General features: G+C 70.6%; 15 protein-coding genes and 2 tRNA genes. 6 read left to right on the forward strand and 11 right to left on the reverse strand.

What is annotated here, in order from left to right; genetic code table 11:
• Positions 1-71 precede the first annotated feature (71 nt).
• Entirely contained in the window at positions 72-878 is an 807-nt protein-coding gene (locus tag ACFE76_RS13115) for a FadR/GntR family transcriptional regulator (RefSeq protein ID WP_375432207.1), read from the forward strand.
• 91 nt (positions 879-969) lie between these two features.
• On the opposite strand, the gene ACFE76_RS13120 is transcribed toward ACFE76_RS13115, so the two are convergent.
• The gene (locus ACFE76_RS13120) at positions 970-1,233 is read right to left on the reverse strand and encodes a hypothetical protein (protein ID WP_375432208.1); all 264 of its coding nucleotides are present in this window, start codon (positions 1,231-1,233) and stop codon (positions 970-972) included.
• Positions 1,234-1,250: 17 nt separating this feature from the next.
• Between ACFE76_RS13120 and ACFE76_RS13125 the strand changes: the two genes are divergently transcribed.
• Positions 1,251-1,970: an SDR family oxidoreductase gene (locus ACFE76_RS13125; protein WP_375432209.1), complete on the forward strand. Its 720-nt coding sequence runs from the start codon at positions 1,251-1,253 to the stop codon at positions 1,968-1,970.
• A gap of 396 nt (positions 1,971-2,366) precedes the next feature.
• Here the strand turns inward: ACFE76_RS13125 and ACFE76_RS13130 are convergent, their stop codons facing one another.
• The 3 genes from ACFE76_RS13130 to ACFE76_RS13140 form a co-directional block, all read right to left on the reverse strand.
• Positions 2,367-2,522 (reverse strand): hypothetical protein, encoded by a 156-nt coding sequence (locus tag ACFE76_RS13130; RefSeq protein ID WP_375432210.1) that lies wholly within the window; start codon positions 2,520-2,522, stop codon positions 2,367-2,369.
• 51 nt (positions 2,523-2,573) lie between these two features.
• Positions 2,574-3,296: a nucleotidyl transferase AbiEii/AbiGii toxin family protein gene (locus ACFE76_RS13135; protein ID WP_375432211.1), complete on the reverse strand. Its 723-nt coding sequence runs from the start codon at positions 3,294-3,296 to the stop codon at positions 2,574-2,576.
• Between the two features lie 68 nt (positions 3,297-3,364).
• Complete coding sequence (locus tag ACFE76_RS13140; RefSeq protein ID WP_375432212.1) at positions 3,365-4,270, reverse strand: type IV toxin-antitoxin system AbiEi family antitoxin; 906 nt, start codon at positions 4,268-4,270, stop codon at positions 3,365-3,367.
• Between the two features lie 257 nt (positions 4,271-4,527).
• Between ACFE76_RS13140 and ACFE76_RS13145 the strand changes: the two genes are divergently transcribed.
• Entirely contained in the window at positions 4,528-4,746 is a 219-nt protein-coding gene (locus tag ACFE76_RS13145) for a hypothetical protein (protein WP_375432213.1), read from the forward strand.
• A gap of 481 nt (positions 4,747-5,227) precedes the next feature.
• On the opposite strand, the gene ACFE76_RS13150 is transcribed toward ACFE76_RS13145, so the two are convergent.
• The 5 genes from ACFE76_RS13150 to ACFE76_RS13170 all read right to left on the reverse strand — a co-directional run bounded on the left by ACFE76_RS13150 (position 5,228) and on the right by ACFE76_RS13170 (position 9,764).
• Positions 5,228-5,300: transfer RNA gene (locus ACFE76_RS13150), tRNA-Lys, on the reverse strand.
• Positions 5,283-6,923 carry a phytoene desaturase family protein gene (locus tag ACFE76_RS13155; RefSeq protein ID WP_375432214.1) on the reverse strand — a complete coding sequence of 547 codons (1,641 nt, stop codon included), beginning with the start codon at positions 6,921-6,923 and terminating at the stop codon, positions 5,283-5,285. Before ACFE76_RS13155 ends, ACFE76_RS13150 begins: the two co-directional genes overlap by 18 nt.
• A 2-nt stretch (positions 6,924-6,925) precedes the next feature.
• A complete protein-coding gene (locus tag ACFE76_RS13160; protein ID WP_375432215.1) occupies positions 6,926-7,810 on the reverse strand; it encodes an aldo/keto reductase in 885 nt (294 codons plus the stop codon).
• A gap of 23 nt (positions 7,811-7,833) precedes the next feature.
• On the reverse strand, positions 7,834-8,598 hold the full coding sequence (locus ACFE76_RS13165) for a type 1 glutamine amidotransferase (RefSeq protein WP_375432216.1): 765 nt from the start codon (positions 8,596-8,598) through the stop codon (positions 7,834-7,836).
• Positions 8,598-9,764, reverse strand: coding sequence for a MurT ligase domain-containing protein (locus ACFE76_RS13170; protein WP_375432252.1), 1,167 nt, complete (start codon positions 9,762-9,764; stop codon positions 8,598-8,600). Before ACFE76_RS13170 ends, ACFE76_RS13165 begins: the two co-directional genes overlap by 1 nt.
• A gap of 237 nt (positions 9,765-10,001) precedes the next feature.
• On the opposite strand from ACFE76_RS13170, the gene ACFE76_RS13175 reads away from it, so the two are divergent.
• From ACFE76_RS13175 to ACFE76_RS13185, 3 genes are read left to right on the forward strand one after another with little or no spacing between them, the layout of a single operon-like run.
• On the forward strand, positions 10,002-10,388 hold the full coding sequence (locus ACFE76_RS13175; protein WP_375432217.1) for a hypothetical protein: 387 nt from the start codon (positions 10,002-10,004) through the stop codon (positions 10,386-10,388).
• Positions 10,388-10,663, forward strand: coding sequence for a hypothetical protein (locus tag ACFE76_RS13180; protein WP_375432218.1), 276 nt, complete (start codon positions 10,388-10,390; stop codon positions 10,661-10,663). Before ACFE76_RS13175 ends, ACFE76_RS13180 begins: the two co-directional genes overlap by 1 nt.
• 32 nt (positions 10,664-10,695) lie before the next feature.
• Positions 10,696-11,628 (forward strand): N-acetylmuramoyl-L-alanine amidase, encoded by a 933-nt coding sequence (locus ACFE76_RS13185; RefSeq protein WP_375432219.1) that lies wholly within the window; start codon positions 10,696-10,698, stop codon positions 11,626-11,628.
• 76 nt (positions 11,629-11,704) lie between these two features.
• On the opposite strand, the gene ACFE76_RS13190 is transcribed toward ACFE76_RS13185, so the two are convergent.
• Positions 11,705-11,781: transfer RNA gene (locus ACFE76_RS13190), tRNA-His, on the reverse strand.
• Positions 11,782-11,846: 65 nt separating this feature from the next.
• Positions 11,847-12,482 (reverse strand): oligoribonuclease, encoded by a 636-nt coding sequence (orn, locus tag ACFE76_RS13195; protein WP_375432220.1) that lies wholly within the window; start codon positions 12,480-12,482, stop codon positions 11,847-11,849.
• Between the last annotated feature and the right edge of the window lie 4 nt (positions 12,483-12,486).

A 12,486-nucleotide genomic window follows, 5' to 3' on the forward strand; every position in this document is an offset into this window, starting at 1 on the left:
TTGCGCCTAGAGATCGGGATCGCCGGGCGATTAGGGTTGCGGCCGCGGCCCAATCATCGTACGTTCGGCCCATGACTCCATGGCGAGACGGTCGAAGCCGACTGTCTGAGCGCATCGCAGACGAGCTGCAGACCGAGATTCTCCGTGGCGGTCTGGTGCCCAACCTGCGGCTGCCTACCGAGGTGGAGCTGATGGAGCGGTACTCAGTCAGCCGCACCGTCGTCCGCGAAGCCGCCAAGCTGCTCGAGCAGCGCGGGCTGGTGAGCGTCGCCCCCGGCCGAGGCATGGTCGTTGCCGCCTTCGACGGCGCCAGGATCGCCGAGCAGTTCTCGATCCTCATGCTGGCCAGCGACGGCACGTTCGGCGACCTGCTCGAGCTGCGCCTCGCGCTCGAGCTGCAGGTGACCACGGCGGCGGCGGCTTCGGCGACGACCGACGACCTCGACCGGCTGGCCGCATCGATCAGCGAGGGCTCGGCCGCCATCGGGGAGGACGGCTCGGTGGACGCCGAAGCCTTTCTCGACGCGGACATGAACTTCCACGAGCTGCTCGCGCAAGCCAGCGGCAACCCTTTCTTCGACCTCGTCTGCCGACCGATCAACAGCTTCCTCCGCTCGTACTACCAGCACCGGGATGGCTACCCCTCGAACCCCTCGCTCACCCTTCGGGAGCACGAGGAGATCCTGCAGAACCTGCGCCGGCGCGACACCTACGCCACCCGCAAGGCGGCCGAGGAACACCTGCGCCGGTTGCAGCGCAAGTGGCGGCCCCCTACCGACGGCGCCAGCCCGCCGAGTATCCGCGAGATGAGCTCCACCAACGACGCCGAGGCAGCGCAGCGGCGCCAGACCACGTACACCCACGTCCAGGAGGCATGAACCTGACGTCATCGCCCCCCGCTGCTGATCGCCAAGCCGGCCTTCCTCCTCGCCGACCCGATCGACTCCGGGGGCCTCGACACCCCGATCGTCACTCTGGCGCGCTGTCCTCGTCCCCGTGGCGGGCGCGCACGGAGGGTTTCGAGGGTGTGCTGGCCACGTGCCCCGACATCAGGCTCATCTCCCGCCCGACCGAGGGTGACGAGGCCACGGCGGTCCGCGTCGCGGGCGCACCGCTCGCCGAGTCCCGGACCTCGACCCGGCCCACGCCCCACGTGGCCATGGTCGGCGGTGTGTCATGATCTTTCTCGCCGTCGGCGTCGATGCCGTCCGCGTACGCCGCCAGACCAGGCACTGAAGAGGGAGCGGGCAGTGAGCACTCCTCACCAGGACAAGGTTGTCGCGGTCACCGGTGCGACCGGCGGCATCGGGCGTGCGGTCTGCGAGCGCCTACGCCGCGACGGGGCGACCGTCTGGGCGATGGACCTCCGGCTTCCGGACGGCCCGACCGGGCTGGCGGTGGACGTCACCAACGCTGATTCGGTCGAGCAGGCCTTCCGGTTCGTCCGGCAGCAGGAGGGCCGGGTCGACGCCGTCGTGGCCGGAGCCGGGATCGTCGAGGACGACGTCGCGGCGGAGGAGATGAGCTCGGAGCAGTTCAGCAGCATCCTCTCCGTCAACCTGGTCGGCGTCTTCCACACGCTCACCAGTGCGGGTCGGATCATGCTGGACCAGGGCTCGGGTTCCTGCGTCGCCATCAGCTCGATGAGCGGCACGCACACCGTGAACACGCCGCAGCGCCAGTGCGCCTACAACGCGTCGAAGGCGGGGGTTTCCGCACTTGTCCGGTCGCTCGCCGCCGAGTGGGCCGAACGTGGTGTGCGGGTCAACGCCGTCGCACCCGGCTACATCGGGACCGAGCTGTTGGCGCGCAAGACCCACCAGTTCGACCAGTGGTTCGCCCACACCCCGCAGCGCCGGATGGGCTCGCCCGAGGATGTCGCCGCCACGGTGGCGTTTCTGCTCTCAGACGAGGCTGGCTACTTCTGCGGGAGCGAGCTGCTCATGGACGGCGGCTACACCCTGGTCTGACGGCCTTCACGGCGCTTGTCGACCGCTGTCCGGAGTGGCTGTGTGGAGCTTGGCGGCCGATCACCACCGTCTGCTAGCGAACACTTTCGGCTCGGCCGGTTCCTCGGTCGTGGCGCCGGGTTGTCGGCCGGCATGGAACGAGTTCTGGCGGACCCACTATGGAACGGTTCCGGCCGTGCCGATGCCAAGCAGGCCGACAAGCTCGGAATCGAACCCCCAATACGCTGAAATCTGACTCTAGGAGGCTCGCGCGGTCGGCTCACGCTCGGACACCGTGCTGGTTGGGCGTGGTTGGGGTTCGTCAGCCGTCTGCCTCGCGGTGCGATTCGTCCCCTCATTCGTCCCCTCATTCGTCCCTACGCTGCTGATCTTGATCGGGTAGAGATAGCGGCAGGCTCAGCGGAGGCCGATGCCGGCCATTCGTCCGCCGGGAAGGGCTTTCAGCATGGTGAGCACCAATGATCGGTCCGCTTCGTTCGCCTGGGCGGCGGTGCGCTCCTCGTCGTCGAGGTCGGCGAGGAAGCTGTGGGCGGCCGACACCTCGGCCGACAACTCCTGGAGTTTGGGTGGCGGTACGGCCAGAGCGCCGATGTCTTCCTCGTCCTAGTCGGCCGGCCGTCGTGGCGCCAGCCATCGATCCGGCTCGAACGGGACCGCTGCGAACCTGGTCGCCACTGCGCACCGTCGGCGGAGACACCGCAGGCGTCGGTCCAGATCTTGAGCACGGCGAGCCGTCGAAGCAGCAGGTCCAGATCCAGCACGGTACGCAGCAGGGTGTTCGCGACCCAAGCAAGGTCGTACACGTCGCGGGCTGGAGTCGCGCGATACAGCCGGGAGATCTTCTCCGCCAGGTTCTCCTCCAGCCGCACGGGTCAGCAGGTGCGGCAGCGGCGGGTCGCCGTAGGTCCGGTGGACCATCATCGGCACCCAAGCCCGACGGATCGGCGGCAGCCAGGGCGGCGCCGAGACGTCGATCTTGCTGTCCAGCTGCTCGCTCTGGCCGAACTCAGCGCTCGACATGAGCAGGTGGCGCTTGCCACGGTGCACGCGGATGCCGTAGTCGAACGGTCCCAGCTGTAGCCCGTCGACGTACTCGACGAGCAGCTCGAGTAGGTCCTCGGCGGACGAGCCGACCTCGGCGACCGAGAAGTCGAGGTCGAGGGAGAACCGCCCTTGGGTGCCGGCGTAGAGCTTCCGCAGGGAGGTTCCGCCCTTGAATGCCATCTCGTCCAGAAGCCCGATGGCGGCGAGCTCACGCAGCAGTAAGTCCTGGGCGATGTCGACCAGCGCAGCCTCCCGCCCCGGCCCAGCAGCACCTCTTGGCATATGGCGAGCCAGGTATCCCGTGGTCAGCCGCACCTGGTCACCGGTCGAGCCCGGCCTTCCCGGGACGCTCACCGGCGTTCCACCATCGTCGTGGTCGTCGTCGTCGCTGCTGTCTGCGGAGTCGCGTCTGTGGGCGTGACGGGCGAGAGATCTCGCGGGTCGAAGGGCAGGACAGTGTCGACGACATCGGTGGCGGCGTCGCGGCGACGGCTGGGCCCACGACCACCGAAGTAGACGACGCCATGGCCGGCCGGCAGCCGGGTGGAGATGTCGGGGCGCAGGCCCGACAGGAGGTAGGCGGTGCGGGCGGTGACGGATCTGGGCCGGTGGGCGAGCTCGGCAGCTAGCGTCTCGGCCTCTATGGTCTCGGCCAGGTCTGGCAGCCATTCAGGCACCGAGGACCAGGAGCGGACGTCACCGGGCCTGGCAGCCAGGTGCACGATCACCGACTCTGCCCTCAACACCGGGACGGACCGGGCACGGACCGGCGGTAGCGCGGGCGCAAACCAGGTGATCCGGGCCTGGGTGGCCAGCGTCGAGGCGAGCTGGCGGGCGGTCAGGGCGTCCCCTACGGCGATTTCCAGCCGAGCCGGAGTGCGGTCGGCGGCGCCGAGGGCCCAAGCTGCGGACTGGAAGGTGAGGGCAGCGGTGACGTCGGGCCGGGCCCGGATGAGAACCTGCAGCGTCTGGCCGACCCTTCCAGCCGAGACGGCGCCGGCGTTCGCGCCAGGGGCGAACTCATAGACTCCACGGCGCCCGGTAGGCAACAGCCAGCCGCGTTTGCGGAGCCGGTCGGCTAGCACCTTCGCGGGGGTCGAGATTCCGGTCTCTTTCCGAAGTTGCTCCAGGTCCGCCGTGGTCACCAGTTCGGCGCGATCGAGCTCGAGCGCCTCGACCAACGGCGCCAGACCGGCCGGCAGGGTACGGGCCGACGCCTCGGATCCTGGAGGAGCGCTGCTCGAACCACTGGACATGTTGTCATGGTAAGCCATTAGGTAACCGTCAGGATTACTTCGGCTCCACACGGACAACCACTGCTCAGGAGGCTAAGCCCCCGCCGCCAGAGCCCACGACTGAGGGAGCCGCGGGGGCGGCACCGTGGTCCGGGCGTGGTGCGCTGTCGACGCGCCGCGGCCGGACTACTGCACGGACTGGGGTGTGGCTGCCGGGAGCGCTTCTGACTTGCCCTCCCGTGGGGCTCAACCCCCGCCCGGGTCTGGGTGTAGGCGTCATGATCACCGTTGAAGGGCTGAGTCAGATGATCTTCAACGTGCGTTGCGTGCGGTTCGTCGATGACCAGGGGCAACCGGAGGAGTTCGCGGGCTGGTTCGACAGCCTCGACGCTGCTCGCAACAAGATCGGAGACGCTGAACCGCGCCCGCAAGGTGGTGGTCGCTACGTAGCCACCGACTCGAAGCGCGGAATCAACTACCGCGTCGAGCCCGCGTAGACCGAACTCAGCAGCCGCCCCGACTCCGGGGATGCATCCGGGCCGACATCGGGTGATTCTGGTCGTTCTCTTGGCCTTTGACATCGGCTCCCTGAACTGCCCCTGGGTCTGATGGAGGCTCGGGCCAGTGCGCTGGGGTCCCGTAAGACCCGCCCGGTGAGGTCGTCAGTGAGGGTGCCTCAATCCCAGCGGAGGTAGCGGTGGAGTCGTCACCGCGGCACCGCGGGATCATCGTGGTCGCGTAGTGGACTTCGCCCAATCGCCGAACAGATGGCGGCGGAGCACAGATTCGTTCAGCGGCGTCTGGTGGAACGTCCGCCGAGACGCGGCCCCGCAGGGCCGTCCCAACTTGCCCAAGTCGGTCGCGCTGAGCGCGCCCGACTCCAACTTGGCTTTAGTCACTGAGGTCCGCTTCATGCGTCCCCTGACCTTGAATTTTCCGGTCGTCACGGCCGGCACACGTGTCTGACTAGGTCATATGTGCGCCGCGAGGGAATCGAACCCCCAACCCGCTGATTAAGAGTCAGCTGCTCTGCCTATTGAGCTAGCGGCGCGCGAGGGACAACACTAGCAAACGGGGGCGGTGCGGTGAAACCGGCCTCCGGCGCCTCTTCGAGGACGGCCATCGCGGCGTTGTGCCCGCCCAGTCCGCTGACCGCTCCACCGCGGACGGCGCCGGAGCCGCAGAGCAGCACGCCCGGGTAGGCGGTGGCGGCGCCCCAGCGTTCGGCCGCCGTCGTGGGCGACGCTCCCGCCGGCAGCCACGGCCAGCTCAGGTCGCCGTGGAAGATGTGCCCGCCGGGCAGCCCGAGCTCGGACTCGAGGTCGAGCGGGGTCATCACCTCGACGCACGGTTGGCCGTAGGCGTCGACGGCGAGGCAGTCCTCGAGCGGCTCCGCCAGCACCGCCTGCAGCGAACCCAAGGCCGCCTGCCGGACTTCCTCCCGGCGGCCGTCCGGGTCGTCGACGAACAGCCGGGCCGGGGTGTGCAGGGCGAAGAGCGTCAGGGTGTGCGCGCCCGTGGCGCGGAGCTCTGGGCCCAGGATCGTCGGATCGGTCAGGCTGTGGCCGTACGCCTCCACCGGCAGCGGGTCGGGAATTCGGCCGGCCGCGGCCTCGGCGTACGCCTGGTCGAGCCGGCCATAGCCCTGGGCCAGATGCAGGGTGCCGGCGAACGCGATCAGGGGGTCGAGCCCGGACCTCAGCCGCGGCAGCCGACGGAGCACCAGGTTGACCTTGGTCTGGCTGCCTTCTGGCGGGGGAGCGTCCTCGCCGAGCAGCCGCCCGAGGGTCGTCGGCGCGCACCCGACCAGGACCGTGCCGGCCGTCAGCGAGCTGCCGTCGGCCAAGGTGAGGGTCGCGCCACCCGCGGCTCGTGGATCGAGCGAGGCGACCCGCGCTCCCGTCCGCAGCTCGGCACCGGCCTCGCGGGCCACGCGTTCGAGCTCGGCCGCGACCCGGCCCATGCCGCCCACGGGCACCCGCCACTCGCCGGTTCCGTTGCCGACCACGTGGTAGAGAAAGCAGACGTTCTGCCGCAGGGTGGGGTCGTGCGCACGGGCAAAGGTGCCGATCAGGCCGTCAGTGAGCACCACCCCGCGCAGCGCGTCGTCGGCAAGGCTGGACTCGATCAGCTCGCCGAGTGGACGCTCGACCAGCGCCCGCCAGAGGTCGGGTCCCAGCTCCGCGCGTAGGTCCTCCGCCCGCGGCAACGGCTGCACCAGGGTCGGCGCGACGGCGGAAGCTGACGCGCGGAGTTGTTCTTCGAGACTGCGCCAAGGTGACGCGTCCGCCGGCGCCATCGCCGCGAACGACGCAGCCGTCACCGGCCCGGGCTGCCGTTCGACCAGCAGCCCGCCGGCGCCGATCGGGGTGTAGGAGGCGATCCGGCGCGAGGCGAGCTCGAGGTCGAGCCCGAGCTCGTCGACCAGCTGCTGCGGCAGGAGCGAGACCAGGTAGGAAAAGCGGGACAGGTTGGCGTCGACGCCGGCGAAGGGCCGGCCGCTGGCCACGGCCCCACCGAACTGGTTGCGCGCCTCGAGCACGACCACGCGGCGTCCGGCGCGAGCGAGGTAAGCGGCCGCCACCAAGGAGTTGTGGCCGCCGCCCACCACGACCACGTCGAGTTGATCATGGTCACGGCGACCATGATCAACTGCGACGTGGTCGATGATCATGCTCAGGCGCCGCCCGTGGCGTTGCAGCTGGCGACCTCGTCGGCGGTCAGCTCGAGATCGGCGGCACGTGCGGAGTCGCTGATCGACTGCGGCCGGCTGGCTCCCGGGATCGGGATGACGTGCTCGCCGAGCGCGAGCTCCCAGGCCAGCACGACCTGCTGCGGGCTGACGCCGCGGCCAGCAGCGATCTTGCCGAACGCCGGATACCGCTGGGCGACGGCCTTCGCGCCGCCGCCGGTCCCGCCGAGCGGGCTCCAGGGCAGGAAGGCGATGCCGTGCTCGCCGCAGAAGTCGAGCTCGTCCTTGCTCGAGCGGAACCGCGGCGAGAACTCGTTCTGGACGCTCACCAGGCCACCCTCGCCGAGCACCTCGATCGCGACCTCGATCTCTTCCACGTTGGCGTTGGAAATGCCGATGGTCTTGATCAGCCCTTCGTCCTGCAGGGTCTTGAAGCTGGCGATCACGTCGCCGTACACCTTCCAGCGGTCGGGGCGGTGCCACTGGTAGAGGTCGATGACGTCGACGCCCAGGTTGGTCAGCGACTTCTGGACCGCCGACCGGAGGTATTCCAGCGACCCGTCGCGGCCCCACACCTCGCCCTCGCTGCGGGTGATCCCGCCCTTGGTGCCGATCACGATGCTGTCGCGGTCACCGCCCCACGACTTCACCGCCTTGCCGACGATGAGCTCGTTGTGGCCCATCGTGTCCCAGCTGGGGGAGTAGATGTCGGCGGTGTCGACGAAGGTCACGCCGGCGTCGAGCGCCGCGTGGACCGTCGCGATCGCGGCGCTCTCCTCGGGAAAGATGTTGTCGTCGTTCATGGACACCGGCATGGCGCCCAGGCCGATGGCGGAGACGGTGTACGGGCCGAGCTGTCTGGTCTTCATCCCGCAGACGCTACCCCGGCGGATCAGCGCCGGACCGCAGCCAGTCGCTGCCGCCGCAGCTCGGTCACCTCCGGCCGGTCGAGCGCGCTCATCGGCTCGCCCAGGGCGAGCTCGAGGACGTGGTCGGCCAGCGCGGGGTTGCGGGCCAGCACCGGCCCGTGCGGGTAGGTACCGACGACCGTCCCGGCGACCGCGCCCTCGGTGCCGTCGCCGCAGTTGCCGACTCCGACCTCGACCGTCGCCAGCGGCGAGGCCCCGGGACCCAGCACGGTGTAGCCGCCGTGGTTCTCGAACCCGGTCAGCCACTGCTCGTCGCCGTCCCGGCCGGTCCACCGGCTGAGGATCTCCCCGACTGCCCGTACCGGCCCGCGGGTGGTGGTCACGTCGAGCAGCCCGAGTCCGACGATCTCGGTGTCCCCCTCGGCTGTCGCACTCGGACCGTCCGCCACGGTGAAGGAGCGGCCGACGATCTGGTAGCCGGCGCAGACCGCGAGCACGGCCGCGCCCCGGTCGACGGCGCGGTGCAGACCGCCGTCCGCGCGCAACGCGTTCACCGCGGAGATCTGGGCCGCGTCCTCGCCACCGCCGAGCAGATAGACGTCGCCCGTGTCGGGCAGCGGGTCGCCGGGCTCGACGAGGCTCAGCACCGCGTCGAACCCCCGCCAGGCCAGCCGCTTGGCCAGCACGGTCGCGTTGCCCCGGTCCCCGTAGATGCCGAGCAGCGACTGGTAGACCAGCACGACCTCCGCCCGCCGGCCCTGTCCCTGACCCGTCGGCGTGCTCGTCATCAGACGCCTCCCAGCTTGCGCAGCCGCTGGAACGGTGTGTAGGTCGCGATCACGTCGACCGGCGCCTCGTGGCCGGCCAGCGCCTCGCGGAGGTCGGGCACGCAGCGGAACGTCACGTCGGCGTAGGCCAGCCGGACGGCCAGGTCCTGGGCTCGCGGGCCGGTGGCGACGACCGTACGGCCGGCCAGCTGCTCGTACTCCACGTCCCACAGCCAGGAGACGTCGCGTCCGTCCGCGGCGGCCGAGTCGATGGCCAGCACCACGGTGTCGGTGCTGGCCAGGGGCAGCGCCTCGGCCCAGCCGGCCGGGTTCTTGGCCAGCAACAGCCGGGCCGTCGTCCCCCCGAGGTGCATGGTGGCGAAGCGGCCGGCCGGCGCGGTGACCGTCCGCATCCCGTCCAGGGCGGTGGGGATGTCGATCCCGAGCAGCTCCGCGGCGGCCAGGGCGCACGCGGCGTTGCTCACGTTGAACGCGCCGGGCACGTTCAGCTGCGCCTCCCAGGCGTGACCGGTCCGGTCGATGATTCGTCCGTCCTGCACCCGGTACTCCGCGGTCGGCTGCCGTAGCTCGCAGCCCGAGCAGTGCCACGTGCTGCCAGCGGCGCCGGTCTCGGGCGGCTGCTCGCGAACCAGGCTGGAGCCACAGCTCGGGCAGAGCGAGGCGTCCTGGGTCCAGGTGCTCGCCGTGTCCACCCACACCACCTGCCGGGCCGTCTCAGCCGCCCACACGATCAGCGGCTCGTCGGCGTTGGCGACGACCACCGGGCCGTCGTCGCCGGCCGCAGCGAGAGCGGTCCGCCAGCTGCGGCCCAGACCCTTGATCTCGTGGTGCCGGTCGAGCTGGTCCCGGCTGAAGTTGAGCAGCACCAGCACCTCGGGACGGCCGAGCCGGACCATGTCGGCGACGACGCGCTCGTCGGTCTCGAGCACGGCGAGGTCGGCGTCCGGCTGGCCGCTGAGCGCGGAGGCGATGCCCTGGTGCAGGTTGGCGCCGTCGGCGTTGTGCACGAGCCGGCGGGTGCCGCCGGCCGCCGGGTCAGCCTCGAGCCAGGCCCGGACCGCGCCGGCGAGGAAGTGGGTGGTGGTGGTCTTGCCGTTGGTGCCCGAGACCATCGCGACCCGGCGACCCCGCAGCAGCTTTCCCAGCGCATCCGGGTCGAGCCGCATCATCACCTGGCCGCGGATCGAGGCGCCCGAGCCGCGGCCCGCCACCCGGGACGCGACAGCGGCCAGGCGGCCAGCCCAGATCGCCCCCCGCAACCGGGCCCGGCCAGCCGGCGTACCGCGATGGTCGTCGGCGGTCGAGGACGGGGAAGGAGGGGTCATGGCCCCATTCTCGCCGGGCCCGGGCGCCGGGGGCGTCGCCTCGGGGCGGTGGGGCGTGTCGGCCACTACGCTGCTGACGTGGACGGGGTGTCGACAGTCGTGGCCGCACTGGCGGCGGCAGTCGTCGTGGTCGCCCTCGTGTTCTACGTGGTCACCCTCGTCTGGGCCGGCCGTAACCGCCAAGGCTCGGCCGGACCCAGAACTCAGAGCGCTGGAGCTGGAAGCGCGGCAGCGGGCGGGACCGTGCCCAACCGTCCGTCCTGGTCGCTCGTCGGCGGGTTCAGCTATCTGCACGTGTCGCCCCGCTCGTCTGCCCACCGGGCCGGGGTGCAGCAGCGGCTGGAACGGGTCATCCGCCGTGTTGACGCCGTGGACCCGTACGCTGAGTCGCGTCGGATTGGCGAGGCTCTCCTCCAGGCCGGGCTGACCACCCCGCCACCGACCAGCCGACCGGAAGACCACTGATGAGCGAACGTCCCGCAGAACCCGACCGCCGGATGGACCCGTTGCAGGTCTTTGCCGAGGCCGACGAGCAGACCCGGGCGGTGATCGAGCGGGAGCTCCAGCGCGATGCCGACCTGAACGCCCGAGGCCTGAGGTACGGACTGGTGGTGACGCTCGCCTTCCTGGCCGCCTGCGTGTTCCTGATCGCCAGCGGGCACGACACGGAGGGGACCATCCTCGGCGTCATGTTCATCGCGGCGCTGGCCGCCATCCTGGTCGTCGGTCGCCGCCGCTGAGCACCATCGGCGGCCGCGTCGGTACGGCCCTGGTGCTTGCCCTCACCGTCGCGGCGGTGGCGGCGTGCACGCCCGACCGGGGAGCAGCCCTGCCCGTCGTCTCGACCGCCCCGTCGGCCACCCCACCGACCCCCACGCCGTCCCCCACCCCGACCCCCACGCCGTCGGTCACGGCAAGCCCCACCCCCGCAATCGCCACGCCCACACCAACCCTCACCCCTCAGCCCAAGCCCCCACCGCTGCCGGTCATCCTGCTCGACCCGGGCCACAGCGGCCGCTCGATCCGCAGCACGGACGCCACCACCGGACTGCGGGACATCGACTACCCGAACCATCCCGAGATCGACGAGGTGTTCAACGTCAGCTTCTGCGTCGGTGAGGCGCTGCGCCGGGACGGCTACCGGGTCTTCAGCACCAAGAAGCGCGCCCGGGACTCGGTCGGGCTGGCGGCCCGAGCCCGGCTGGCCAGCACCGTGCACGCCGACCTCGCGGTCAGCGTGCACGACGACCACAGCCAGACCATCGGTTTCGAGGCCACCTACTCCCAACGGGGCGTCAAGCACGACGGCCGCTACCACGCGATGTACCGCGGCAGCGGGCGGACGCGCACCGTCTTCGACCGGCCGACGGTCGCCCGCCGCAGCGAGCAGGCGGCGATCACCATCGCCCGCGCTCGTACCCGGGCGCAGGGGCGTCCGGTCGACGTCCGCGAGAACACTTTCACCGGGCGCGCACCGCTCGAGCCGGGCAACCTTGCGCTCGTCCAGCTGCTGTCGGCCGTGCCGTGGGTCTACAACGAGATGGGCGCCCTGACCAACGGCAACCCCACCACCAGGTTGAGCCTGGCCGCTGAGCGGGGCTACGCCGAGGGGCTGCTGGTGGGGATCGAGGAGGCGGTGCCGCTCGCCACTGCCGGCAAGCCCAGCACCGGTGGACTCGAAAACTGCCTGACCCGGCGTCGCTGAGGGGGTCGAGAGTTTGTGTGTGGAGAAACCCCTCGACTACGAGGGGTTTCTCAACACAAGAACTGCAGCACGCCAGTGGGGTGAGTGACGGGACTCGAACCCGCGGCCGCCTGGACCACAACCAGGAGCTCTACCAAACTGAGCTACACCCACCATCGCTCCTGCGGCGGGCGCAGGGGCAGCGACGAGTCTAACGGGCACTCACGGTGGAGCCGAAATCAGTTACCGGGAACGGTCTCCGCGGCGGTCGCGCCGGTGAGTGCGCCGACGTGCCGGCTGGCGATGGCCTTGGCGGTCGCGCTGTCCGGGCCCGGCAGCGGGACGAAGACCGCGTCCCGGTAGTAGCGCAGCTCCTCGATCGACTCGCGCACGTCGGCGAGCGCGCGGTGGTTGCCCGACTTGGCGGGCGCGGAGTAGTAGGCGCGGGGGAACCAGCGCCGGGCCAGCTCCTTGACGCTCGACACGTCGACGTTGCGGTAGTGCACGTGGCTCTCGAAGGCCGGCATGTCACGGGCGAGGAAGGCACGGTCGGTGCCGATGGTGTTGCCCGCCAACGGGGCCTTGCGCGGCTCGGGGACGAAGGTGCGGACGTAGGCGAGCACCTGCTCCTCGGCCTCGACCATGGTGAGTCCGGCGTCGAGCTCAGTCAGCAGCCCGGACGAGGAGTGCATCGTGCGCACGAAGTCGCCCATCTGGTCCAGGGCCTGCGCCGTCGGCTTGATGATCAGGTCGATCCCGTCGCCGAGGACGTTCAGCTGCCCGTCGGTCACCAGGGCCGCCACCTCGATCAGGGCGTCGTTGACCAGGTCAAGACCGGTCATCTCACAGTCGGCCCACACCAGCACGTCGCGCACGCCC

Origin of the sequence: uncultured Friedmanniella sp., assembly GCF_964244005.1 — a bacterium.
GTDB lineage: Bacteria > Actinomycetota > Actinomycetes > Propionibacteriales > Propionibacteriaceae > Microlunatus.

Bases quoted from the DNA above. Each gene is read 5' to 3' on its own strand.
- ACFE76_RS13170 (WP_375432252.1), bottom strand. From the start codon at position 9,764: ATGCGGCTCGACCCGGATGCGCTGGGAAAGCTGCTGCGGGGTCGCCGG.
- ACFE76_RS13145 (WP_375432213.1), top strand. From the start codon at position 4,528: ATGATCACCGTTGAAGGGCTGAGTCAGATGATCTTCAACGTGCGTTGC.
- ACFE76_RS13115 (WP_375432207.1), top strand. From the start codon at position 72: ATGACTCCATGGCGAGACGGTCGAAGCCGACTGTCTGAGCGCATCGCA.
- ACFE76_RS13180 (WP_375432218.1), top strand. From the start codon at position 10,388: ATGAGCGAACGTCCCGCAGAACCCGACCGCCGGATGGACCCGTTGCAG.
- ACFE76_RS13165 (WP_375432216.1), bottom strand. From the start codon at position 8,598: ATGACGAGCACGCCGACGGGTCAGGGACAGGGCCGGCGGGCGGAGGTC.
- ACFE76_RS13160 (WP_375432215.1), bottom strand. From the start codon at position 7,810: ATGAAGACCAGACAGCTCGGCCCGTACACCGTCTCCGCCATCGGCCTG.
- ACFE76_RS13155 (WP_375432214.1), bottom strand. From the start codon at position 6,923: ATGATCATCGACCACGTCGCAGTTGATCATGGTCGCCGTGACCATGAT.
- ACFE76_RS13135 (WP_375432211.1), bottom strand. From the start codon at position 3,296: ATGCCAAGAGGTGCTGCTGGGCCGGGGCGGGAGGCTGCGCTGGTCGAC.
- ACFE76_RS13140 (WP_375432212.1), bottom strand. From the start codon at position 4,270: ATGTCCAGTGGTTCGAGCAGCGCTCCTCCAGGATCCGAGGCGTCGGCC.